20 protein-coding genes and 1 pseudogene are annotated in these 20,196 nt (G+C 59.1%); 14 read left to right on the top strand and 7 right to left on the bottom strand.

Annotation, left to right across the window (positions count from 1 at the left end; translation table 11 throughout):
• Positions 1-129: 129 nt before the first annotated feature.
• Complete coding sequence (locus P3C29_RS24515) at positions 130-864, bottom strand: XRE family transcriptional regulator (protein WP_029615867.1); 735 nt, start codon at positions 862-864, stop codon at positions 130-132.
• Positions 865-1,062: 198 nt separating this feature from the next.
• Here P3C29_RS24515 and mutS point away from each other — a divergent pair, with 198 nt between their 5' ends.
• The gene (mutS, locus tag P3C29_RS24510; RefSeq protein WP_275965684.1) at positions 1,063-3,654 is read left to right on the top strand and encodes a DNA mismatch repair protein MutS; all 2,592 of its coding nucleotides are present in this window, start codon (positions 1,063-1,065) and stop codon (positions 3,652-3,654) included.
• Positions 3,655-3,796: 142 nt separating this feature from the next.
• Complete coding sequence (gene fdxA / locus P3C29_RS24505) at positions 3,797-4,120, top strand: ferredoxin FdxA (protein WP_003208688.1); 324 nt, start codon at positions 3,797-3,799, stop codon at positions 4,118-4,120.
• 496 nt (positions 4,121-4,616) lie between these two features.
• Here the strand turns inward: fdxA and apbC are convergent, their stop codons facing one another.
• A complete protein-coding gene (gene apbC, locus P3C29_RS24500) occupies positions 4,617-5,711 on the bottom strand; it encodes an iron-sulfur cluster carrier protein ApbC (protein ID WP_201125244.1) in 1,095 nt (364 codons plus the stop codon).
• 172 nt (positions 5,712-5,883) lie between these two features.
• On the opposite strand from apbC, the gene metG reads away from it, so the two are divergent.
• From metG to P3C29_RS24460, 8 genes and pseudogenes are all read left to right on the top strand, one after another.
• The gene (gene metG / locus P3C29_RS24495; RefSeq protein ID WP_275965683.1) at positions 5,884-7,935 is read left to right on the top strand and encodes a methionine--tRNA ligase; all 2,052 of its coding nucleotides are present in this window, start codon (positions 5,884-5,886) and stop codon (positions 7,933-7,935) included.
• Between the two features lie 103 nt (positions 7,936-8,038).
• Positions 8,039-8,617, top strand: coding sequence for an Rnf-Nqr domain containing protein (locus P3C29_RS24490; protein WP_275965682.1), 579 nt, complete (start codon positions 8,039-8,041; stop codon positions 8,615-8,617).
• Positions 8,614-9,414: pseudogene (gene rsxB, locus P3C29_RS24485) on the top strand (electron transport complex subunit RsxB); the annotation flags it as partial. The gene P3C29_RS24490 and the pseudogene rsxB, both read left to right, overlap by 4 nt.
• A 16-nt stretch (positions 9,415-9,430) precedes the next feature.
• Complete coding sequence (locus P3C29_RS24480; RefSeq protein WP_275965680.1) at positions 9,431-10,402, top strand: RnfABCDGE type electron transport complex subunit D; 972 nt, start codon at positions 9,431-9,433, stop codon at positions 10,400-10,402.
• Positions 10,399-11,010: an RnfABCDGE type electron transport complex subunit G gene (locus P3C29_RS24475; RefSeq protein ID WP_275965679.1), complete on the top strand. Its 612-nt coding sequence runs from the start codon at positions 10,399-10,401 to the stop codon at positions 11,008-11,010. The genes P3C29_RS24480 and P3C29_RS24475 overlap by 4 nt, the downstream gene beginning before the upstream one ends.
• On the top strand, positions 11,003-11,503 hold the full coding sequence (locus P3C29_RS24470) for an Rnf-Nqr domain containing protein (protein WP_275965678.1): 501 nt from the start codon (positions 11,003-11,005) through the stop codon (positions 11,501-11,503). The genes P3C29_RS24475 and P3C29_RS24470 overlap by 8 nt, the downstream gene beginning before the upstream one ends.
• Positions 11,504-11,528: 25 nt before the next feature.
• Complete coding sequence (gene nth, locus P3C29_RS24465; RefSeq protein WP_010170146.1) at positions 11,529-12,167, top strand: endonuclease III; 639 nt, start codon at positions 11,529-11,531, stop codon at positions 12,165-12,167.
• Positions 12,168-12,274: 107 nt separating this feature from the next.
• Positions 12,275-12,460 carry a hypothetical protein gene (locus tag P3C29_RS24460; protein WP_003208696.1) on the top strand — a complete coding sequence of 62 codons (186 nt, stop codon included), beginning with the start codon at positions 12,275-12,277 and terminating at the stop codon, positions 12,458-12,460.
• Positions 12,461-12,531: 71 nt separating this feature from the next.
• Here P3C29_RS24460 and P3C29_RS24455 read toward each other — a convergent pair whose 3' ends face one another.
• The 3 genes from P3C29_RS24455 to P3C29_RS24445 form a co-directional block, all read right to left on the bottom strand.
• Entirely contained in the window at positions 12,532-13,164 is a 633-nt protein-coding gene (locus P3C29_RS24455; protein ID WP_003208698.1) for a response regulator transcription factor, read from the bottom strand.
• 656 nt (positions 13,165-13,820) lie between these two features.
• Entirely contained in the window at positions 13,821-15,038 is a 1,218-nt protein-coding gene (locus P3C29_RS24450) for an argininosuccinate synthase (RefSeq protein ID WP_003208700.1), read from the bottom strand.
• A 129-nt stretch (positions 15,039-15,167) separates the two neighbouring features.
• Positions 15,168-16,076 carry an OmpA family protein gene (locus P3C29_RS24445; protein WP_275965677.1) on the bottom strand — a complete coding sequence of 303 codons (909 nt, stop codon included), beginning with the start codon at positions 16,074-16,076 and terminating at the stop codon, positions 15,168-15,170.
• Between the two features lie 156 nt (positions 16,077-16,232).
• Between P3C29_RS24445 and pyrC the strand changes: the two genes are divergently transcribed.
• Both pyrC and rnt read left to right on the top strand, forming a co-directional pair.
• Positions 16,233-17,279, top strand: a complete 1,047-nt coding sequence (pyrC, locus tag P3C29_RS24440; RefSeq protein WP_003208703.1) for a dihydroorotase — start codon at positions 16,233-16,235, stop codon at positions 17,277-17,279.
• The gene (gene rnt, locus P3C29_RS24435) at positions 17,276-17,953 is read left to right on the top strand and encodes a ribonuclease T (protein WP_010170149.1); all 678 of its coding nucleotides are present in this window, start codon (positions 17,276-17,278) and stop codon (positions 17,951-17,953) included. Before pyrC ends, rnt begins: the two co-directional genes overlap by 4 nt.
• 65 nt (positions 17,954-18,018) lie before the next feature.
• Here rnt and P3C29_RS24430 read toward each other — a convergent pair whose 3' ends face one another.
• Positions 18,019-18,621: a peroxiredoxin gene (locus tag P3C29_RS24430; protein WP_003172097.1), complete on the bottom strand. Its 603-nt coding sequence runs from the start codon at positions 18,619-18,621 to the stop codon at positions 18,019-18,021.
• A 237-nt stretch (positions 18,622-18,858) separates the two neighbouring features.
• Between P3C29_RS24430 and P3C29_RS24425 the strand changes: the two genes are divergently transcribed.
• On the top strand, positions 18,859-19,077 hold the full coding sequence (locus P3C29_RS24425; RefSeq protein WP_003208706.1) for a bacterioferritin-associated ferredoxin: 219 nt from the start codon (positions 18,859-18,861) through the stop codon (positions 19,075-19,077).
• Between the two features lie 200 nt (positions 19,078-19,277).
• Positions 19,278-19,748 (top strand): bacterioferritin, encoded by a 471-nt coding sequence (bfr, locus tag P3C29_RS24420; RefSeq protein ID WP_010170157.1) that lies wholly within the window; start codon positions 19,278-19,280, stop codon positions 19,746-19,748.
• A 77-nt stretch (positions 19,749-19,825) separates the two neighbouring features.
• Here bfr and grxD read toward each other — a convergent pair whose 3' ends face one another.
• Positions 19,826-20,164: a Grx4 family monothiol glutaredoxin gene (gene grxD, locus P3C29_RS24415; protein WP_003208710.1), complete on the bottom strand. Its 339-nt coding sequence runs from the start codon at positions 20,162-20,164 to the stop codon at positions 19,826-19,828.
• Between the last annotated feature and the right edge of the window lie 32 nt (positions 20,165-20,196).

Genomic DNA, 20,196 nt, shown 5'->3' with positions numbered 1-20,196 from the left:
CACAAATGCATTTATTTTTGCGATAGATATGCACGCATGCATTCATCGCCTTGCAGGCATGGGGTTTGGTGGTTTTGCACAGGCGAAAAAAAGCCCGCTCATTGGCGGGCTTTGTCCTACGCGGAGGGGTTAGCGGGCGTACATGCCCCACCAGAAGACGTGACCGAGGATGCTGATCTGTTCATCCTGGATGTCCTGGAAGCTGTAGTCCTCGTCCGGGTGTTCATCGCGGTTGAAGCTGCGCAGGCGAATCCCGGAAGGCAGGCGGTAGAGCTGTTTCACCCGCAGTTGGCCGTTGTGGTTGATGGCATACAAGTCGCCATCGACGATGTCGCCGATCCCGCACTTGCCGGCGTTGACGCCCACCGTCGCACCATCACGCAGTACCGGCAACATGCTGTTGCCGCGCACCGTCACGCACTTGGCCTGGTCGAACTGCACACCGTTGTGCCGCAGGCTGCGCTTGCCAAAACGCAGGCTGGCCTTCTCGCTTTCCTCGATGACGAATCTTCCTGATCCAGCAGCCAATTCAACCTCGCGCAGAAAGGGGATCGACACCTCGTCATCATTAACGGGGGTGTCGTCGTCCCACAGGCTTATGTCCTTGAGTTCCGAATGCATCGGGTCGCGCTCTTCCGACCGCGCCGGCACCAGCGCCGCGCGCCCGCGCAGCTGGTCGGTGCTGACCTGGAAGTAATCTGCGATGCGCGAGATGTGCTTGTCAGACGGGTCAACGATCTTGCCGCTGAGGATCCGGGACAGCGTGGATTGAGGCACGCCGGTACGCCGGTGAAGCTCCGTGGGGGAGATCCGGTCGCGGTCCAGCAGCTCTCTTAAGACGATAGAAACGTTGCGTTTTTGCATAACGCGGATAGTGCAGGCAGTTTTGATGCTTGGCAAATGCTAATTTGCATATTTTATGCATCGAGCGGCGAATTTGACCTGACCGTTTGTGAACTGCGAAGCCCCGACCTCGCGTGTTAACCTTGCGCCCATTGCAAAAAATGCTGGGCCAAGCGCCCCCTTTGCCCCATCACTTTCAACGAATTTGCTAACTATCCAATGAGTAAAAACACCTCCGATCTGTCCTCCCACACCCCGATGATGCAGCAGTACTGGCGCTTGAAAAACCAGCACCCTGATCAGTTGATGTTCTATCGCATGGGCGACTTCTACGAGATCTTCTATGAAGATGCGAAGAAGGCCGCCAAGTTGCTGGACATCACCCTGACCGCGCGCGGGCAGTCGGCCGGGCAGGCGATTCCGATGTGCGGGATTCCTTATCATTCGCTGGAAGGTTACCTGGTCAAGCTGGTGAAGCTGGGCGAGTCGGTGGTGATCTGTGAGCAGATCGGCGACCCGGCTACCAGCAAGGGCCCGGTGGAACGTCAGGTGGTGCGCATCATTACCCCGGGCACGGTGAGCGATGAGGCGCTGCTGGATGAGCGTCGCGATAACCTGATCGCTGCGGTATTGGGGGACGAGCGGCTGTTCGGCCTGGCGGTGCTGGATATCACCAGTGGCAACTTCACGGTGCTGGAGATCAAGGGCTGGGAGAACCTGCTGGCGGAGCTGGAGCGCGTCAATCCGGTGGAGTTGATGATCCCGGACGACTGGCCAAAGGACTTGCCGGCGGAACGTCGTCGTGGGACCAAGCGCCGCGCGCCGTGGGATTTCGAGCGTGATTCGGCGCTGAAAAGCCTGTGCCAGCAATTCTCCGTGCAAGACCTCAAGGGCTTTGGTTGCGAAACCCTGACCCTGGCCATCGGCGCCGCCGGTTGCCTGCTCAGCTACGCCAAGGAAACCCAGCGCACCGCCCTGCCGCACTTGCGCAGCCTGCGTCATGAACGCCTGGACGACACCGTGGTGCTGGACGGCGCGAGCCGTCGCAACCTGGAGTTGGACACCAACCTGGCCGGCGGGCGCGACAACACCCTGCAATCGGTGGTCGACCGTTGCCAGACCGCCATGGGCAGCCGCTTGTTGACTCGCTGGTTGAACCGTCCGCTGCGGGATTTGACCGTGCTGCAAGCCCGTCAAACCTCCATTACTTGCCTGCTGGACCGCTATCGCTTTGAAAAGCTGCAACCGCAGCTCAAGGAAATCGGCGATATCGAGCGGATCCTCGCACGGATCGGCCTGCGTAACGCACGGCCCCGTGACCTGGCGCGCCTGCGGGACGCGCTTGGCGCCCTGCCCCAACTGCAAGCGGCGATGACCGAACTGGAAGCGCCGCACCTGCAACAGCTGGCCGTCACCACCAGCACCTACCCGGACCTGGCGGCGCTGCTGGAAAAAGCCATCATCGACAACCCGCCCGCGATCATCCGTGACGGTGGCGTGCTGAAGACCGGTTACGACACCGAGCTGGACGAACTGCAATCCCTGAGCGAGAACGCCGGGCAGTTCCTGATCGACCTGGAAGCCCGTGAAAAAGCCCGTACGGGCCTGGCCAACCTGAAAGTCGGCTACAACCGCGTGCACGGCTACTTTATCGAGTTGCCGAGCAAGCAGGCCGAGCAGGCGCCGATCGACTACCAGCGCCGCCAGACCCTCAAGGGCGCCGAGCGCTTTATCACCCCGGAACTGAAAGAGTTCGAAGACAAGGCGCTGTCAGCGAAAAGCCGCGCCCTGGCTCGGGAGAAGATGCTCTATGAAGCGTTGCTGGAAAGCTTGATCGACAAGCTGGCGCCGTTGCAGGACACCGCCGCCGCCCTGGCCGAACTGGATGTGCTGAGCAACCTGGCCGAGCGCGCCCTGAACCTTGACCTGAACTGCCCGCGTTTTGTCAGCGAGCCGTGCATGCGCATCGTGCAAGGTCGCCATCCGGTGGTGGAACAGGTGTTGACCACGCCGTTCGTCGCCAACGACCTGTCGCTGGACGACGACACCCGCATGCTGGTGATCACCGGTCCGAACATGGGCGGTAAATCCACCTACATGCGCCAGACCGCATTGATCGTGCTGCTGGCCCACATCGGCAGCTTCGTACCGGCAGCCAGTTGCGAGTTGTCCCTGGTGGACCGCATCTTCACCCGGATCGGCTCCAGCGATGACCTGGCTGGTGGCCGTTCGACCTTTATGGTGGAAATGAGCGAAACCGCCAACATCCTGCACAACGCCACCGAACGCAGCCTGGTGCTGATGGACGAAGTGGGCCGCGGCACCAGCACCTTTGACGGGCTGTCCCTGGCCTGGGCCGCCGCCGAGCGGCTGGCGCACCTGCGGGCGTATACGCTGTTTGCGACCCACTACTTCGAGCTGACCGTGCTGCCGGAAAACGAGCCGCTGGTCGCCAACGTGCACCTCAATGCCACCGAGCACAACGAGCGCATCGTGTTCCTGCACCACGTGCTGCCCGGCCCGGCGAGCCAGAGTTACGGCTTGGCCGTGGCACAACTGGCCGGTGTGCCGGCTGAAGTGATCACCCGTGCCCGCGAGCACCTGAGCCGCCTGGAAGAAACCGCCCTGCCCCACGAGCTTCCCGTGGCCAGCCCGGCCAAAACCAGCAACAAACCGAGCACGCCGCACCAGAGCGACATGTTCGCCAGCCTGCCTCACCCGGTACTGGATGAGTTGGCTAAACTTGACCTGGACGACTTGACGCCGCGAAAAGCGCTCGAAATGTTATATGCACTTAAGACTCGGATATAACGCAGACGCTTGCAAGCTGGTAGACTCTCGCGCGGTTTGGGATGCTGCGGGCTTTTAGCCTGGCCTGCAGACTATCGCTCCCGAACCTCGCGAGCCCTGCCACAAAGGGTTTCGCTGCCGCCGCCTGAGGAGAGAATTAGAAATGACCTTCGTCGTCACCGACAACTGCATCAAGTGCAAGTACACCGACTGCGTAGAAGTGTGTCCGGTGGACTGCTTCTACGAAGGCCCGAACTTCCTGGTCATCCACCCGGACGAGTGCATTGACTGCGCCCTGTGTGAGCCAGAATGCCCGGCCGTCGCGATTTTCTCCGAGGACGAAGTCCCGGCAGAGATGCAGGAATTTATTCAGTTGAACGTTGAGCTGGCGGAAATCTGGCCAAACATCACTGAGCGCAAAGACCCGATGCCGGATGCGGCAGAGTGGGATGGCAAAAAAGGCAAGATTGCAGACCTCGAGCGCTGATAGCGTCGATGCCCTCCAAAAGGCCCGTTACGGGCCTTTTTGCATTTCTGCGGGGCGAGTTTCACTTTTCTACAGGCAAAAAAAAGGGGCGGTATGACCCGCCCACATTTTTTCCCTAGTCCCTGTGTTCCTTTTCATCGTCCTGATGAATCGCATCCTGCGAGGTTCCCTGAATCATCGTTCCGTGATGACTGTGTCAATCCGTGGACACAGGGCTGATCTTAGAGAGTTCCCGAGGAAGTTCAACGGGATCCAAATCGCCGGACTACAGGTTTCGATGTTCAGACACGAATAAATAATTGTTATATTTCAATTAGATAGAAATATAGGCAGCCGATTCGAGACGTCCGCACCGGCGAAAAAACCCAAACGCTTACGAAAAAGTAAGTGAATGCTTACACCAGCAATTACGCAAAAGGGTAACAAGCGCCCCCTGCGTGTTCGCCAGACAAGAAAAAGCCCCGACACAGTCGAGGCTTTTTTCCCATCCAGTGGATCAGTCGTCGCTGACAGTGATGGTCGGCATCGCCTGGGCCTCGGCTTCCTGCAGGACGATTCGCGCGCCTACGTGACGGGCCAGTTCCTGGTAGACCATGGCAATCTGGCCATCGGGCTCGGCTACGACCGTTGGCTTGCCGCCGTCGGCCTGCTCACGAATCCCCATGGACAGCGGCAACGACGCCAGCAGTTCAACCCCGTACTGGGTCGCCAGCTTCTCGCCGCCGCCTTCACCGAACAGATGCTCGGCGTGGCCGCAGTTGGAGCAGATGTGCACCGCCATGTTTTCCACGACACCCAGCACCGGAATGTTGACCTTGCGGAACATCTCCACACCCTTGCGGGCATCCAGCAGCGCCAGGTCCTGCGGCGTGGTGACGATCACCGCGCCGGCCACCGGGACTTTCTGCGCCAGGGTCAGCTGGATATCACCAGTACCCGGTGGCATGTCGATCACCAGGTAGTCCAGGTTGCCCCAGTCGGTCTGGGTGACCAGTTGCAGCAAGGCGCCGGAAACCATCGGGCCACGCCAGACCATCGGCGTGTTGTCGTCGGTCAGGAAGGCCATGGACATGACTTCCACGCCATGGGATTCAATCGGCACGAACCATTTCTGGTCCTTGATCTTCGGCCGGGTGCCTTCGGCGATGCCGAACATCACGCCTTGGCTGGGGCCATAGATGTCAGCGTCGAGAATGCCGACGCGCGCGCCTTCGCGGGCCAGGGCCAGGGCCAGGTTGGCCGCGGTGGTGGACTTGCCCACGCCACCCTTGCCGGAGGCCACGGCCACCACGTTCTTGACGTTGGCCAGGCCCGGGATCTGCGCCTGGGCCTTGTGCGGGGCGATCACGCACTGGATGTCGACCTTGGCCGAACTGACGCCGTCCAGGCCTTCAATGGCCATTTGCAGCATCTGCGCCCAGCCGCTCTTGAACAGCGCGGCGGCATAGCCCAGCTCAAGCTGGACCGAAACCTTGTCACCCTGCACGTCGATGGCCCGTACGCACCCGGCGCTGACCGGGTCCTGGTTCAGGTAGGGGTCGGTGTATTGGCGAAGAACGGCTTCCACCGCTGCGCGATTGACGGCGCTCATGGGCTACTCCCGAAAAAAGACTGACTAAAACAGGCGGCTATCCTAACCGTTCCAGCGCTTCAGCGGCACGCTTTCGGCCGCCGGGAAAATCCTGAAACAGCCGCACGGGGTGAAATAAATTTCCCGGCGCTTTATAGTGGCCGACCTCCGTTTCATCAAGTAGCCGAGCCCCATGTCCGAGCCACGCAAGATCCTCGTCACCAGCGCCCTGCCCTATGCCAATGGTTCCATCCACCTTGGCCATATGCTTGAGTACATCCAGACCGATATGTGGGTGCGCTTCCAGAAGCATCGCGGCAACCAATGCATTTATGTCTGCGCGGACGACGCCCACGGTTCGGCCATCATGTTGCGCGCCGAGAAGGAAGGCATCACCCCGGAACAACTGATCGCCAACGTCCAGGCTGAACACAGCGCCGACTTTGCCGAGTTCCTGGTGGATTTCGACAACTTCCACTCGACCCACTCCGACGAAAACCGCGAGCTGTCGAGCCAGATCTACCTGCGCTTGAAAGACGCCGGGCACATTGCCACGCGTTCGATCACCCAATATTTCGACCCGGAAAAGAAAATGTTCCTGGCCGACCGCTTCATCAAGGGCACCTGCCCGAAATGCGGCACTGAAGACCAGTACGGCGACAACTGCGAAAAATGCGGCGCCACCTACGCGCCTACCGACCTGAAGGATCCGAAGTCGGCCATCTCTGGCGCCACCCCGGTGCTCAAGGATTCCCAGCACTTCTTCTTCAAGCTCCCGGATTTCCAGCAGATGCTGCAAACCTGGACTCGCAGCGGCACCCTGCAGGATGCCGTGGCCAACAAGATCGCCGAATGGCTGGATGCCGGCCTGCAACAGTGGGACATCTCCCGCGATGCGCCGTATTTCGGTTTCGAGATCCCGGGCGAACCTGGCAAGTACTTCTATGTATGGCTGGACGCGCCAATCGGCTACATGGCCAGCTTCAAGAACCTGTGCGACCGCACGCCGGAGCTGGACTTCGACGCGTTCTGGGCCAAGGATTCCACGGCCGAGCTGTATCACTTCATCGGCAAGGACATCGTCAACTTCCACGCGCTGTTCTGGCCGGCAATGCTCGAAGGTTCGGGCTACCGCAAGCCGACCGGCATCGCGGTTCACGGCTACCTGACCGTCAACGGCCAGAAAATGTCCAAGTCCCGTGGCACCTTTATCAAGGCGCGCACTTACCTGGACCACCTGTCGCCGGAATACCTGCGCTACTACTACGCCTCCAAGCTGGGCCGTGGCGTCGACGACCTCGACCTGAACCTGGAAGACTTCGTACAGAAGGTCAACTCGGACCTGGTGGGCAAGGTCGTCAACATCGCCAGCCGTTGCGCCGGGTTTATCCACAAGGGCAACGCCGGTGTGCTGGTGGCTGAAAATGCCGCACCCGAGCTGACCGATGCGTTCCTGGCTGCTGCGCCAAGCATCGCCGACGCCTATGAAGCCCGCGACTTTGCCCGCGCCATGCGCGAGATCATGGGCCTGGCCGACCGTGCCAACGCCTGGATCGCCGACAAGGCACCGTGGTCGCTGAACAAACAGGAAGGCAAGCAGGCTGAAGTCCAGGCCATCTGCGCCACGGGCGTCAACCTGTTCCGCCAACTGGTGATCTTCCTCAAGCCGGTACTGCCACTGCTGGCGGCTGACGCCGAGGCGTTCCTCAACGTGCCGCCGCTGACCTGGAACGACCACGCGACCTTGCTCGGCAACCATCAACTGAATGAGTTCAAGCCGCTGATGACCCGTATCGACCCGGTAAAAGTCCAGGCCATGACCGACGCGTCGAAAGAAGACCTCGAAGCCAGCAAGACCGACACTGGCGACGCGGCCCCGGCAGGCAACGGCGAGCTGGCGAAAGATCCATTGTCGCCGGAAATCGACTTCGACGCCTTCGCTGCGGTAGACCTGCGGGTTGCGCTGATCATCAAGGCCGAAGCCGTGGAAGGCGCCGACAAGCTGCTGCGCCTGACCCTGGACATCGGTGACGAGCAACGCAACGTGTTCTCCGGGATCAAGAGCGCCTATCCGGACCCGTCCAAGCTCGACGGGCGCCTGACCATGATGATCGCCAACCTCAAGCCACGGAAAATGAAGTTCGGCATCTCCGAAGGCATGGTGATGGCGGCGGGCCCTGGCGGTGAAGAGATCTACCTGTTGAGCCCGGACAGCGGCGCCAAGCCCGGTCAGCGCATCAAGTAAAACTGCGAACGGCCCCATGGTCTCGGCCATGGGGCGGTTTCAGCTAGTACCCCCTCCTCGCTTGCCGGATAATCGGATTCTGTTGGCTTAACCCGGCACGACCATGACCGATATGCTTCTCACCCTTGTCAGCACAGCCCTGATCAGCAACCTCGTGTTGCAGATGCCGCTGGCTGTCGACCCGGTGTTGGCATCCACGGCCGACTCACGCCGGCGCGTACATGCGCTGGGCATCGCCACCACGGTGCTGATGCTGCTGAGTGGCATCCTGGGTTATCTGCTTGATCACTATCTTCTGCAGCCGCTGGCGCTGACCTCCCTGCGGCTGTTTGTATTTTTGCCGGTGACGGTGTTGTTGATCCAGCCGCTGTTGAGCGTCCTGTCCCGCCGGTTACCCAAGCTGCCGTTCGATGGCCTGTGGCTGTTATTGCTGGGGAATGCCGGGGTGTTGGGCGTGGTGCTGCTGGGCACGCAAGCGGATAAAGGGCTGACACACATGGCCGCTCTGAGCCTGGGCGCAGGGCTGGGCTTCTGGCTGGTGCTGAGCCTGTTCAGTGACCTGCGCCAACGTATTGCCGACAACGACATACCGCTGCCCTTTCGGGGTCTGCCGGTGGCGTTGATCAGCGCCGGGCTGATGGCCGTGGCTTTTCTGGGTTTCAACGCAATGATCAAACCATGAGCCTGATTCAACGTATCGACGCCCTGCTGCCGCAGACCCAATGTGGCAAGTGCGGGCACCCTGGCTGCAAGCCCTACGCCGAAGGCATTGCCCAGGGCGAGGCGATCAACAAGTGCCCACCCGGCGGGCAGGAAACCATCACCGGCCTGGCGCAGTTGCTGAAGCTCCCGGTGCTGGAGCTGGACACTTCCCGGGGCGAAGCGCCCGCGCAGATCGCGTTTATCCGTGAAGCAGAGTGCATCGGCTGTACCAAATGCATCCAGGCCTGCCCGGTGGACGCCATCGTCGGGGCGGCCAAATTGATGCATACCGTGATTATCGACGAGTGCACCGGTTGTGACCTGTGTGTCGCGCCCTGCCCGGTGGATTGCATCGAGATGCGCCCGTTGACCACGGTGCTGCCGATAGTCGGCGGGCTGGCCTCCAATGATGCCGAGCGCCAGGCGCGCGACCTCAAGCGTGACCGGGCCCGACGGCGGTTTGAACAGCGCAACGCGCGGCTGCAACGTGAGGAAGAACAGAAGCTCGCCGAGCGTTTGGCCCGCACCCAGCGCGCGGCACCCGTGGCTGCGGCCGCGGTCACGGTTAACCCGGTCCAGGCAGCCATTGAGCGGGTTCGCGCGCAAAAAGCCGCCGCGATGGACGCCGCCCTGAAGAAGGCAAAGATCAACCTGGCCATGAGCCGCGCCCAGTTGCACAAGTCGCTGAAAGCGTTCGGGCATCCGCCGACCTTTGAGCAGCAGTCGCAATTGATCATCCTGCAACAGCACTTCGAAACCGCAGAACAGGCGCTTGCGGCGCTGGTGGGCGACGATGTCAGTGCTTGAAGCCGTTGATCGTCAGCAGCACGCGATGACGCGTGTGCTGCTGGCGACGGTGCCGGGTTTGCTGGGGATGTTCTGGCTGTATGGCTGGGGCGTGTTGATCAATCTATTGCTGGCTTGTGGTTGTGCGCGGGTCGTGGAGGCCGGCGTTCAGCGGCTGCGCGGGCGTTCGGTCAGTGATCTCGGCGGCCTTGTCACGGCCACGCTGCTGGCCCTGGCGCTGCCACCTTATTGTCCGTGGTGGTTATGCGTGGCCGCAGTCGCCGGTGCATTATTGCTGGGCAAGCACCTGTATGGCGGCAACCAGAATCCGTTCAACCCGGCCATGGTCGGCTATGCACTGATGCTGGTGGCCTTTCCCCAACCCATGACCCATTGGCCCGTCTCCCACGGCATGGACCTGCTGGCCGGCCTGCAACAGGTGTTCGGTGTGCAAGGTGATGCGCCGGATGCCTGGGCCCAGGCGACCGCCCTGGATGCCCTGCGGATCAATAAGAGCCTGACCATGGATGAGCTGTTTGCCAGCCACTCCGCTTTCGGGCACGTCGCCGGCAAGGGCAGTGAATGGGTGAACCTGGCCTTTCTGGCAGGCGGGCTGTGGCTGTTGCAACAACGGGTATTCAGTTGGCATGCGCCTGTGGGAATGCTCGGTAGCGTGTTCGTTATCAGCCTGTTGTGCTGGAACGGTTCGGGCTCGGATTCCCACGGTTCGCCGCTGTTCCATCTGCTCAGCGGTGCCACCATGCTCGGGGCGTTTTTTATCGTGACCGAACCGGTGTCCGGCGCGAAAAGCCCGCGTGCGCGCCTGATGTTCGGCGTCGGCGTGGGCTTGCTGGTTTACCTGATTCGTACGTGGGGCGGTTACCCCGACGGCGTGGCGTTCGCCGTGCTGCTGATGAACCTGGCGGTGCCGGCGCTTGAGCGCCTGACAACACCCAGACAGCCTGCGGTGAGCTCATGAACACCACACGGGGCCTGATGACGGTGTTACTGATCGCTGCGGCGGGGATCGCACTGACGTTGGGCGTGCAGCAGTTGACTGCCAACCGTGCCAGCGAAGCCCAACACAACCTCCAGCGCCAGGCCTTGCTGGATATCCTCCCCGTCGGCACTTACGACAATCAGCCCCTGCAACACCCGCTCGCGATACATCCACAGGCACTGGCAAACAGCCAATTGCTGGGCGGCTACCTCGCCAGCTTGAACGGGCAACCCAGCGCAGTGCTGCTGCGCTCGCAAACCAATGGCTATGGCGGCCCCATCGAATTGCTGATCGCCATCTCCCACAACGGCAAGCTGTTGGCGGTAAAAACCTTGAGTCAGTCGGAAACCCCAAGCCTCGGTGGGCATATCGCAGAACCTGGCAATCCGTGGCTGGCAGCATTCAAGGGACTGTCCCGAGACGACTCCAAGGATTCCGCCTGGGCGCTGAAGAAAGACCACGGCCAATTCGATCAGATGGCTGGCGCGACCATCACGTCCCGCGCGGTGATCAATGGGGTTCACGATGCGTTGCGTTACTTTGATGAGCACCGCCAACGGGTGTTGGAGCCGTCAACCCATGACTAAAGCCCTGGCCCGCTCGCTGATGCTGGCGCCATTGATTGGCGTGAGCGACACGCTGCCCAAGGCGTTGGGCTTCTGGGTGCTCTCGGTGCTGATCGTGGCGCTGTATGGCCTGGGCATGCACACCCTGCGCAACCGCCTCGGCGAGCGTATGCAACTGATGGCCAGCCTGCTGATCGCCGCGACACTGGTCAGTTGCGTACAACTGCTCTTGCAAGCGTTCGCGTTGCCCTTATATCAGCAACTGGGTATTTACCTGGCACTGATCAGTGTTCAATGCGTGTTGCTTGAGTTTTCGGGCTTTTTCGAAGCAGGCCAGGGCAATGCACGCGTGCAACTGTTCGGCCTGTTTGGCGTACTGCTGGTCACCCTCGGCATACTGCGTGGGCTGATCGGTAGCGGCTCTGTCACCGCGTTGGCCCCCGTCGGGTTTATCCTGCTCGGGTTGTTGCTGGCCGGGCGACAAGCCTGGGCCCATTTTTCAAAATCACACTGACTGTCTGCAAGGAACCGCTCGCGCCATGAACGCCGCAAAACGCCTGGAAATTTTCCGCCGGCTTCACGAAGACAATCCGGAACCGAAGACCGAACTGGCCTATTCCTCGCCGTTCGAGTTGCTGATCGCCGTGATTCTCTCGGCCCAGTCCACAGACGTCGGCGTCAACAAGGCCACCGCCAAGCTGTATCCCGTGGCCAACACTCCGGAGGCGATCTATGCGCTTGGGGTGGAGGGGCTTTCCGAATACATCAAGACCATCGGCCTGTACAACAGCAAGGCGAAGAATGTCATCGAGACATGCCGGCTGCTGGTGGAGTTGCACGGCAGCGAAGTGCCGCAGACACGCGAAGCCCTGGAAGCACTCCCGGGCGTAGGACGCAAAACCGCCAATGTGGTGCTCAATACGGCATTTCGCCAATTGACCATGGCCGTGGACACGCACATTTTCCGGGTCAGCAACCGTACCGGCATCGCCCGCGGAAAGAATGTGGTGGAGGTGGAAAAACAACTGATGAAGTTTGTGCCCAAGCCGTATCTGCTGGATTCACACCATTGGTTGATCCTTCACGGGCGCTACGTCTGCCAGGCCCGCAAGCCGCGCTGTGGCAGTTGCCGCATCGAAGACCTGTGCGAATACAAGGAAAAGACTTCCGACGATTGAGCCTTCATTGCTTTTATCGATGAGTCGATTGAAAAAATCTTTTTTACCAGGCCCAGGATTATCGTTATAAGGAGCGCCAACGGCAGTCTTAGCCTGGAGTTAACGTTATGAGCACTGGCAAAGAGCAACTGGATGTAGAAGACGACGTTGTTGGCGCTGAATCCGACGATGATGCAGCAGAAGCACCGGTAGAGGTGGCCAAGACCAATTTGAGCAAACGCCGCACCATCGACAACCTTCTGGAAGAGCGGCGCTTGCAAAAACAGTTGGCCGATTACGACTTCGATCTCTAATCGACCCAACGACAAGCAGAAGCCTCCCTTGCGGAGGCTTTTTTCTGACTGCATGTAAGCGTGCCGCCGATCTATACCAACCCGTTACGCTGGGCCAGCTCGATCAAGTCCACCAGGGAGCGCGCGTTGAGCTTGAGCAGCAAGCGCGTCTTGTAGGTACTCACGGTTTTGTTGCTCAGGAACATGCCATCGGCGATCTCCTTGTTGGTCTTGCCGCGGGCCAACTGCTGCAACACCATCATCTCCCGGCCAGACAGGCGCTCGACCATGTCGGCTTCGCTGGCGTTGCCCATTGTGGAGCGCACCGAATTCAGCGCCTGGTTGGGGAAGTAGCTGTAACCGCACAGCACCGCCTTGACAGCACTCAATAGCTCGGTGAGGTCCTGCTGCTTGCACACGTAGCCGGCAGCCCCCGCCTGCATGCACCGCATGGAAAAATGCCCGGGCGCCTGGGACGTCAGCACCAGCACCTTGAACGGATGGGCCTGTTTGGTAGAGGACAGCCGGCATATAACTTCCAGGCCATCGAGTTTGGGAATTCCAATATCCAGTATGACAATGTCCGGCATATGCTCCCGTGCAAGTTGCAAGGCATCGACACCGTTATCGGTCTCGGCAACGACCTCATAACTATGACGTTCCATTAGCATACGCACAGCAAGACGAATGACGGGATGATCATCCACGATCAGCACTTTATTCATGGGCAAGTCCAATTTCGCTGTTCGAATTATTAAGAGTAAGCACAATAGCCTAGTCGTTTCACGCTGGGCATAGTGCTCCCCCCCAAACAACAGCAAGCAGAGACCCAACCCACAGAGACATCGGATTTAACCTACAAAAAAACGCCAACCCGGAGGTGTCCAGTTTTGTTGAGGCCTTCAGAACTTTCCGAGCACAAAAATATTTTGAGTGAAAATTCCCAGGATTACCGGGGACAGCGTAAACGTGCCGTACACAAGTTTCAGCAAATACCCCTTGTGCCTCCTCGAAAAACCTGTGAATCGGGGGTGAAACCGGTTTTTTTAAAGTTCCATTCGTCATAACTAGTTACGCTCCATAAATCCTACAGCCATGTCGGCATCCGACATATTCGCAGTACATTTCTGAGTGAAATTTCTGTAGTACATAGTTCCTGCACACAAGAAAAAAAAGCCACTTTCAACAATGCATCACTTATCGAGCGAAACTAATAAACATTGCCCCCGTAAAAACATAAACATTCCACCCCGCATCCTTCAGGACTGGCTTTTTTGAGCCGAACGATAAACATCACATCATCCATAATGATTTCCTGCGTATTTTCGGCCAAAAAAAATGGCCCCTTAATGGGGCCATTTTTCATTGCAACTTAAAACACTCAGAACAACTTGCGACCCTTGTTGGCCGCAATGCGCATGCGCAACGCGTTCAGCTTGATGAAGCCTGCCGCGTCCGCCTGGTTGTAGGCGCCGCCATCTTCTTCGAAGGTGGCGATATTGGCATCGAACAGCGATTCGTCGGACTTGCGGCCAGTCACGATCACGTTGCCCTTGTACAGCTTCAGGCGCACAACACCGTTCACGTGGACCTGGGAAGCATCGATCATCTGTTGCAACATCAGACGCTCAGGGCTCCACCAGTAGCCGGTGTAGATCAGGCTGGCGTACTTGGGCATCAGCTCGTCTTTGAGGTGAGCCACTTCACGGTCCAGGGTGATGGACTCGATGGCGCGGTGAGCGCGCAGCATGATGGTGCCGCCCGGGGTTTCGTAGCAACCACGGGACTTCATGCCCACGTAACGGTTCTCGACGATGTCGAGGCGGCCGATACCGTGTTCGCCACCGATACGGTTCAGGGTCGCCAGTACGGTGGCCGGGGTCATTTCGACGCCGTCCAGCGCGACGATGTCGCCGTTGCGGTAGGTCAGTTCCAGGTACTGGGCCTTGTCAGGAGCGTTCTCCGGGGAGACGGTCCACTTCCACATGTCTTCTTCGTGCTCGGTCCAGGTGTCTTCCAGCACGCCGCCTTCATAGGAGATGTGCAGCAAGTTGGCGTCCATCGAGTACGGAGACTTCTTCTTGCCATGACGCTCGATCGGGATGGCGTGCTTTTCAGCGTAGTCCATCAGCTTTTCACGGGACAGCAGGTCCCATTCGCGCCACGGAGCAATCACTTTTACGCCTGGCTTCAAGGCGTAGGCACCCAGTTCGAAACGCACCTGGTCGTTGCCCTTGCCGGTGGCGCCATGGGAAATGGCGTCGGCGCCGGTTTCGTTGGCGATTTCGATCAGGCGCTTGGCGATCAGCGGACGTGCGATGGAGGTACCCAGCAGGTACTCGCCTTCGTAGACGGTGTTGGCGCGAAACATCGGGAAAACGAAATCGCGGACGAACTCTTCGCGCAGGTCGTCAATGTAGATCTCTTTCACGCCCATGGCTTGCGCCTTGGCACGTGCAGGTTCGACCTCTTCGCCCTGACCCAGGTCAGCGGTGAAGGTCACCACTTCACAGTTATAAGTATCCTGCAGCCACTTGAGGATCACCGAAGTGTCCAGGCCGCCGGAATACGCGAGAACGACCTTGTTTACGTCGGCCATGCCATCACTCCACGGGGTTGTACGGAAAGGCGTCGATTCTACCGACCAAAACCGTGAAATTACAGAGGCGCGACAGCAAATGAAGATAAAGCGACAGATTATGTCGAGCGGGCGACGAAACGCCACACCTTATGAGGTGGCGGCGGCGTTGCCCGGCGCTTTGGCCTGGGGCGCCGGTTTCTCGGGGGCGGCCACCCGTTCGAGTTGAATATTCACCCGGCGGTTTTTCGCCCGGTTGGCCGGGTTGGTGTTCGGCGCCAATGGGTAGCTTTCGCCGTGAAAGCGCAGGGTAATCTGCGATTCCTCAATGCCATTGGCCTTGAAGTAGTCCATCACTGCCAGGGCACGACGCCGGGAAACATCACGGTTGGTCAGGCGATTGCCGCTGTTGTCGGAGTGCCCGTTCAACTCGATGTGATTGACCGTAGGGTCGGCTTTCAGGAATTCGAGAATCACCGACAGTTTTTTCTTGGCCGCCACGTCCAGTTCAATGCCTCCACCCGGGAAGCCCACCTCGGTCTGCTTCACCTGCTCGAAATTCATCGGCAGCAGCTTGGTGGTGCACATTTGGTAGTCGTTGTAGGCCTTGCTGAATTTCGCCGGTAACAGGCGGATTTCGGAGTAACCACCCTCACGGCTATAGTGGCGCACCGTCGGGCTGCGACCTTCAAGCAGGCCGGTAAACAAGCGTCCCGCCTGGGCCTGGGAACTGTTAAACAGCACATCGCCACTACCGATCCGCACCGCACCCAGGTTGATATCACCACGTCCCGGTTGCCACGGCGCAGCCGCTGCCAGCAGGGTTGCGGAACCGCCGCCCATCGAACCGTTAAAGGCTTTCAGACGAAACGTCGCCTGCTCGCCGGCCCGGCGTACGAACTCGCCCGTGCCGAAATCGGTGATCGGCTGGCTCAAGCGGCACTCGAATTTATCGCCCTCCACTTTCCACTCAATATTCTCCAGACGTGTCTGGAACGTGAGGGCCATCGCGGGCAGGCTGGCGAACACACTGAGCAGGGCTAGATAATGCTGGCGCACGGGAGGCTCCACTGGTTTCTACAACACATCAAGGCGTCATACATCGTTAAGGCATACCCAGGGATATCGGTCGCATCCTGCAAAACTTGATAGCGAGTGCCTGCAAGAGTCTTTTCCGGTAGCATTCCCACCAGATTGACCCGCCTGGAATCCCCAATGTCCGACCGCCTGACCCTGCTGCGTCCCGACGACTGGCATATTCATCTTCGCGATGGTGCTGCGTTGCCCCAAACCGTGGCCGATGTAGCGCGCACGTTTGGCCGCGCCATCATCATGCCTAACCTGGTACCTCCGGTGCGTAACGCCGCGGAAGCCGATGCCTATCGCCAGCGCATCCTCGCTGCACGACCGGCCGGCAGCCGTTTCGAACCGTTGATGGTGCTGTACCTGACCGACCGCACCCAGCCCGAAGAAATTCGCCAGGCCAAGGCCAGCGGTTTCGTGCACGCCGCCAAGCTGTACCCGGCCGGTGCGACCACCAACTCCGATTCTGGCGTAACCAGTATCGACAAGATTCTGCCGGCCATAGAAGCCATGGCGGAAGTCGGCATGCCGTTGCTGATCCACGGTGAAGTCACCCGTGGCGATGTCGATGTATTCGATCGTGAAAAGATCTTCATCGACGAGCACATGCGCCGCGTGGTGGAGCTGTTCCCGACCCTCAAGGTCGTGTTCGAACACATCACCACCGCCGATGCCGTGCAGTTCGTCACCGAGGCTTCGGCCAACGTCGGCGCGACCATCACCGCGCATCACCTGTTGTACAACCGCAACCACATGCTGGTGGGCGGGATTCGGCCGCACTTCTATTGCCTGCCGATTCTCAAGCGCAATACGCACCAGGTGGCGCTGCTGGATGCCGCCACCAGTGGCAGCGAGAAATTTTTCCTCGGTACCGACTCCGCCCCCCACGCCCAACACGCCAAGGAAGCAGCGTGCGGTTGTGCCGGTTGCTACACCGCCTATGCGGCGATCGAGTTGTATGCCGAAGCGTTCGAACAACGCAACGCGCTGGATAAGCTTGAAGGGTTCGCCAGCCTCAACGGCCCGCGCTTCTATGGCCTGCCGGCGAATACCGACCGCATTACCCTGGTCCGTGAAGACTGGACCGCCCCCACCAGCCTGCCGTTTGGCGAGCTGACCGTTATCCCGCTGCGCGCCGGTGAAACACTGCGCTGGCGCCTGCTGGAGGAACACCCGTGAGTGAAGACCATTACGACGACGACCAGGAACACGGCGGCGGTGGTGGCGGTTCCCGTCACCCGATGGCCGAGCGTTTTCGTGGCTACCTGCCGGTCGTTATCGACGTAGAAACCGGCGGCTTCAATTGCGCCACTGACGCATTGCTGGAAATCGCCGCCACGACCATCGGCATGGATGAACAGGGTTTCGTGTTCCCGGAACACACCCACTTCTTCCGCGTCGAACCGTTCGAAGGCGCCAACATCGAAGCCGCGGCTTTGGAGTTCACCGGGATCAAGCTCGACCACCCACTGCGCATGGCCGTCAGTGAAGAAGCGGCGCTGACCGACATCTTCCGTGGCGTACGCAAGGCGTTGAAGGCCAATGGCTGCAAACGCGCAATCCTGGTGGGCCACAACAGCAGCTTCGACCTGGGCTTCCTCAACGCGGCTGTGGCGCGCCTGGACATGAAACGTAACCCGTTTCACCCGTTCTCCAGCTTCGACACCGCGACCCTCGCTGGCTTGGCCTATGGCCAGACCGTACTGGCCAAAGCCTGCCAGGCCGCCGGTATCGACTTCGACGGTCGTGAGGCCCACTCGGCCCGCTACGACACCGAGAAGACGGCCGAGCTGTTCTGCGGCATCGTCAACCGCTGGAAACAGATGGGCGGCTGGGAAGACTTCAACGACTGAAGCCAACGCCCGCGCATAAAAAAACCGGCCTTCTCAGGCCGGTTTTTTTGTCCCGCGAATCCGGCTTACAGCTTGCCGGCGTTCTCGGTCAGGTAAGCCGCAACGCCTTCTGGCGAAGCGTTCATGCCTTTGTCGCCTTTTTTCCAGTTGGCAGGGCAAACTTCGCCGTGCTCTTCGTGGAATTGCAGAGCGTCAACCAGACGGATCAGCTCTTCCATGTTACGGCCCAGCGGCAGGTCGTTGATGATCTGCGAGCGCACAACGCCCTTGTCGTCGATCAGGAACGCGCCACGGAAAGCCACGCCGCCTTCGGACTCAACGTCGTAGGCCTTGGCGATGTCGTGCTTCATGTCGGCAGCCATGGTGTATTTGACTTTGCCGATACCGCCATCATTGATGGCAGTGTTGCGCCAGGCGTTGTGGGTGAAATGGGAGTCGATGGAAACGGCTACCACTTCAACGTTGCGTGCCTTGAAATCGTCCATGCGGTGATCCAGAGCGATCAGCTCCGAAGGGCAGACGAAGGTGAAGTCCAGCGGGTAGAAGAACACCAGGCCGTATTTGCCTTTGATGGCTTCAGACAGTTTGAAGCTGTCTACGATTTCGCCATTGCCGAGGACGGCGGGTACGTCGAAATCCGGGGCTTGTTTGCCGACGAGTACGCTCATTGGGTATCTCCTGATGGTGGTGACTGAAGTAAAAGGATCCGCCCCAGTGTGCCGAAGCTAAACGACAGGCCTGTGACGCGATCACGCTTCGTGAAGACCGACCATCATACCGGAAAAAAGCCGTTCGTCAGTGAGCCTGCTTGCAAACAGCAAGCCTTGTGAAACTACTTTGACAATCATTCTCGTTAACATTAAGATCCGTCGCACTTAAGCCTTAAACCGCGATGGTTCTCCCTTATGTATGTCTGCCTCTGCACTGGCGTCACCGACGGACAAATCCGCGAAGCGATCTATGAAGGTTGCTGCAGCTACAAGGAAGTACGTGAAACCACCGGCGTGGCCAGCCAATGCGGCAAATGTGCCTGCCTCGCCAAGCAAGTGGTACGGGAAACCCTGACGCAGCTGCAAACTGCCCAGGCTGCGATCCCCTACTCAGCAGAATTTACACACGCATAATTGGCGTGTTTTAAAGAACCGGACTTAGTGTCCGGTTTTTTTATGCCCGAAATTCAAACAGTTAGCGCCAAGACGCGGAACACAAACATTCTTATTCCGATTAATTTTCATTTATTATTCAATAACTTAGGTTTGACAGTAGTCATTACGCCGCTCAAACTCCGCCTTATATACAGCTAATACAGGGCAGGACCCCAATCATGAAAGGCGACATTACAGTCATCCAGCAACTCAACAAAATCCTTGCCAATGAACTGGTCGCGATCAATCAGTACTTCCTGCATGCACGCATGTATGACGATTGGGGCCTGGAAAAGCTGGGCAAGCGTGAATACAAAGAATCCATCAAGGCCATGAAGGACGCTGACGCGCTGATCAAGCGCATCCTGTTTCTGGAAGGCCTGCCGAACGTGCAGGACCTGGGCAAGCTGAACATCGGCGAGCACACCCAGGAAATGATCAACTGCGACCTGAACTTCGAGCGCAAGAGCCACACCGACCTCAAGGCCGCCATCGCTCATTGCGAAACCAAGGGCGACTTCGGCAGCCGCGAGTTGCTGGAAGATATCCTTGAAGACCAGGAAGAACACATCGACTGGCTGGAAACCCAAATCGGCCTGATCGACAAAGTGACTATCGAGAATTACCTGCAATCGCAGATGGGTGAATAACCCTTAGTTCCCGGCCACTAAAAAGCCCCGCTCTCTTTCGAGAAGCGGGGCTTTTTATTGCCGCAGCCTGGAAAAAATCAGGCTTCGGTCTTCGCCGCAGCCTTGGCTGCTGCGTCTTTGATCAGTGCCTGCAACGAACCATCAGCCGCCATTTCGGTGATGATGTCGCTACCGCCGACCAGCTCACCGGCCACCCACAACTGCGGGAAGGTTGGCCAGTTGGCGTACTTCGGCAGGTTGGCGCGGATTTCCGGGTTCTGCAGGATATCCACGTAGGCGAACTTCTCGCCACATTGCATGATTGCCTGGGAAGCCTTTGCGGAGAAGCCACACTGAGGCGCGTTAGGTGCGCCCTTCATGTAAAGCAGAATAGTGTTGTTGGCAATCTGCTCTTTGATCGTTTCGATGATATCCATGGAACACCTCGGCTGGAACTTTCCGACTCATG

Origin of the sequence: Pseudomonas sp. 1912-s (genome assembly GCF_029269205.1) — a bacterium.
Classification (GTDB): domain Bacteria; phylum Pseudomonadota; class Gammaproteobacteria; order Pseudomonadales; family Pseudomonadaceae; genus Aquipseudomonas.
Note: the sequence above shows the minus strand (reverse complement) of the source record. Positions and strands in the feature narration are given on the sequence as shown.

What these genes read in the sequence shown, in the direction of transcription:
- P3C29_RS24515 (WP_029615867.1), bottom strand. Translation starts at nt 864, where the DNA reads ATGCAAAAACGCAACGTTTCTATCGTCTTAAGAGAGCTGCTGGACCGC.
- mutS (WP_275965684.1), top strand. Translation starts at nt 1,063, where the DNA reads ATGAGTAAAAACACCTCCGATCTGTCCTCCCACACCCCGATGATGCAG.
- fdxA (WP_003208688.1), top strand. Translation starts at nt 3,797, where the DNA reads ATGACCTTCGTCGTCACCGACAACTGCATCAAGTGCAAGTACACCGAC.
- apbC (WP_201125244.1), bottom strand. Translation starts at nt 5,711, where the DNA reads ATGAGCGCCGTCAATCGCGCAGCGGTGGAAGCCGTTCTTCGCCAATAC.
- metG (WP_275965683.1), top strand. Translation starts at nt 5,884, where the DNA reads ATGTCCGAGCCACGCAAGATCCTCGTCACCAGCGCCCTGCCCTATGCC.
- P3C29_RS24490 (WP_275965682.1), top strand. Translation starts at nt 8,039, where the DNA reads ATGACCGATATGCTTCTCACCCTTGTCAGCACAGCCCTGATCAGCAAC.
- P3C29_RS24480 (WP_275965680.1), top strand. Translation starts at nt 9,431, where the DNA reads ATGTCAGTGCTTGAAGCCGTTGATCGTCAGCAGCACGCGATGACGCGT.
- P3C29_RS24475 (WP_275965679.1), top strand. Translation starts at nt 10,399, where the DNA reads ATGAACACCACACGGGGCCTGATGACGGTGTTACTGATCGCTGCGGCG.
- P3C29_RS24470 (WP_275965678.1), top strand. Translation starts at nt 11,003, where the DNA reads ATGACTAAAGCCCTGGCCCGCTCGCTGATGCTGGCGCCATTGATTGGC.
- nth (WP_010170146.1), top strand. Translation starts at nt 11,529, where the DNA reads ATGAACGCCGCAAAACGCCTGGAAATTTTCCGCCGGCTTCACGAAGAC.
- P3C29_RS24460 (WP_003208696.1), top strand. Translation starts at nt 12,275, where the DNA reads ATGAGCACTGGCAAAGAGCAACTGGATGTAGAAGACGACGTTGTTGGC.
- P3C29_RS24455 (WP_003208698.1), bottom strand. Translation starts at nt 13,164, where the DNA reads ATGAATAAAGTGCTGATCGTGGATGATCATCCCGTCATTCGTCTTGCT.
- P3C29_RS24450 (WP_003208700.1), bottom strand. Translation starts at nt 15,038, where the DNA reads ATGGCCGACGTAAACAAGGTCGTTCTCGCGTATTCCGGCGGCCTGGAC.
- pyrC (WP_003208703.1), top strand. Translation starts at nt 16,233, where the DNA reads ATGTCCGACCGCCTGACCCTGCTGCGTCCCGACGACTGGCATATTCAT.
- P3C29_RS24430 (WP_003172097.1), bottom strand. Translation starts at nt 18,621, where the DNA reads ATGAGCGTACTCGTCGGCAAACAAGCCCCGGATTTCGACGTACCCGCC.
- P3C29_RS24425 (WP_003208706.1), top strand. Translation starts at nt 18,859, where the DNA reads ATGTATGTCTGCCTCTGCACTGGCGTCACCGACGGACAAATCCGCGAA.
- bfr (WP_010170157.1), top strand. Translation starts at nt 19,278, where the DNA reads ATGAAAGGCGACATTACAGTCATCCAGCAACTCAACAAAATCCTTGCC.
- grxD (WP_003208710.1), bottom strand. Translation starts at nt 20,164, where the DNA reads ATGGATATCATCGAAACGATCAAAGAGCAGATTGCCAACAACACTATT.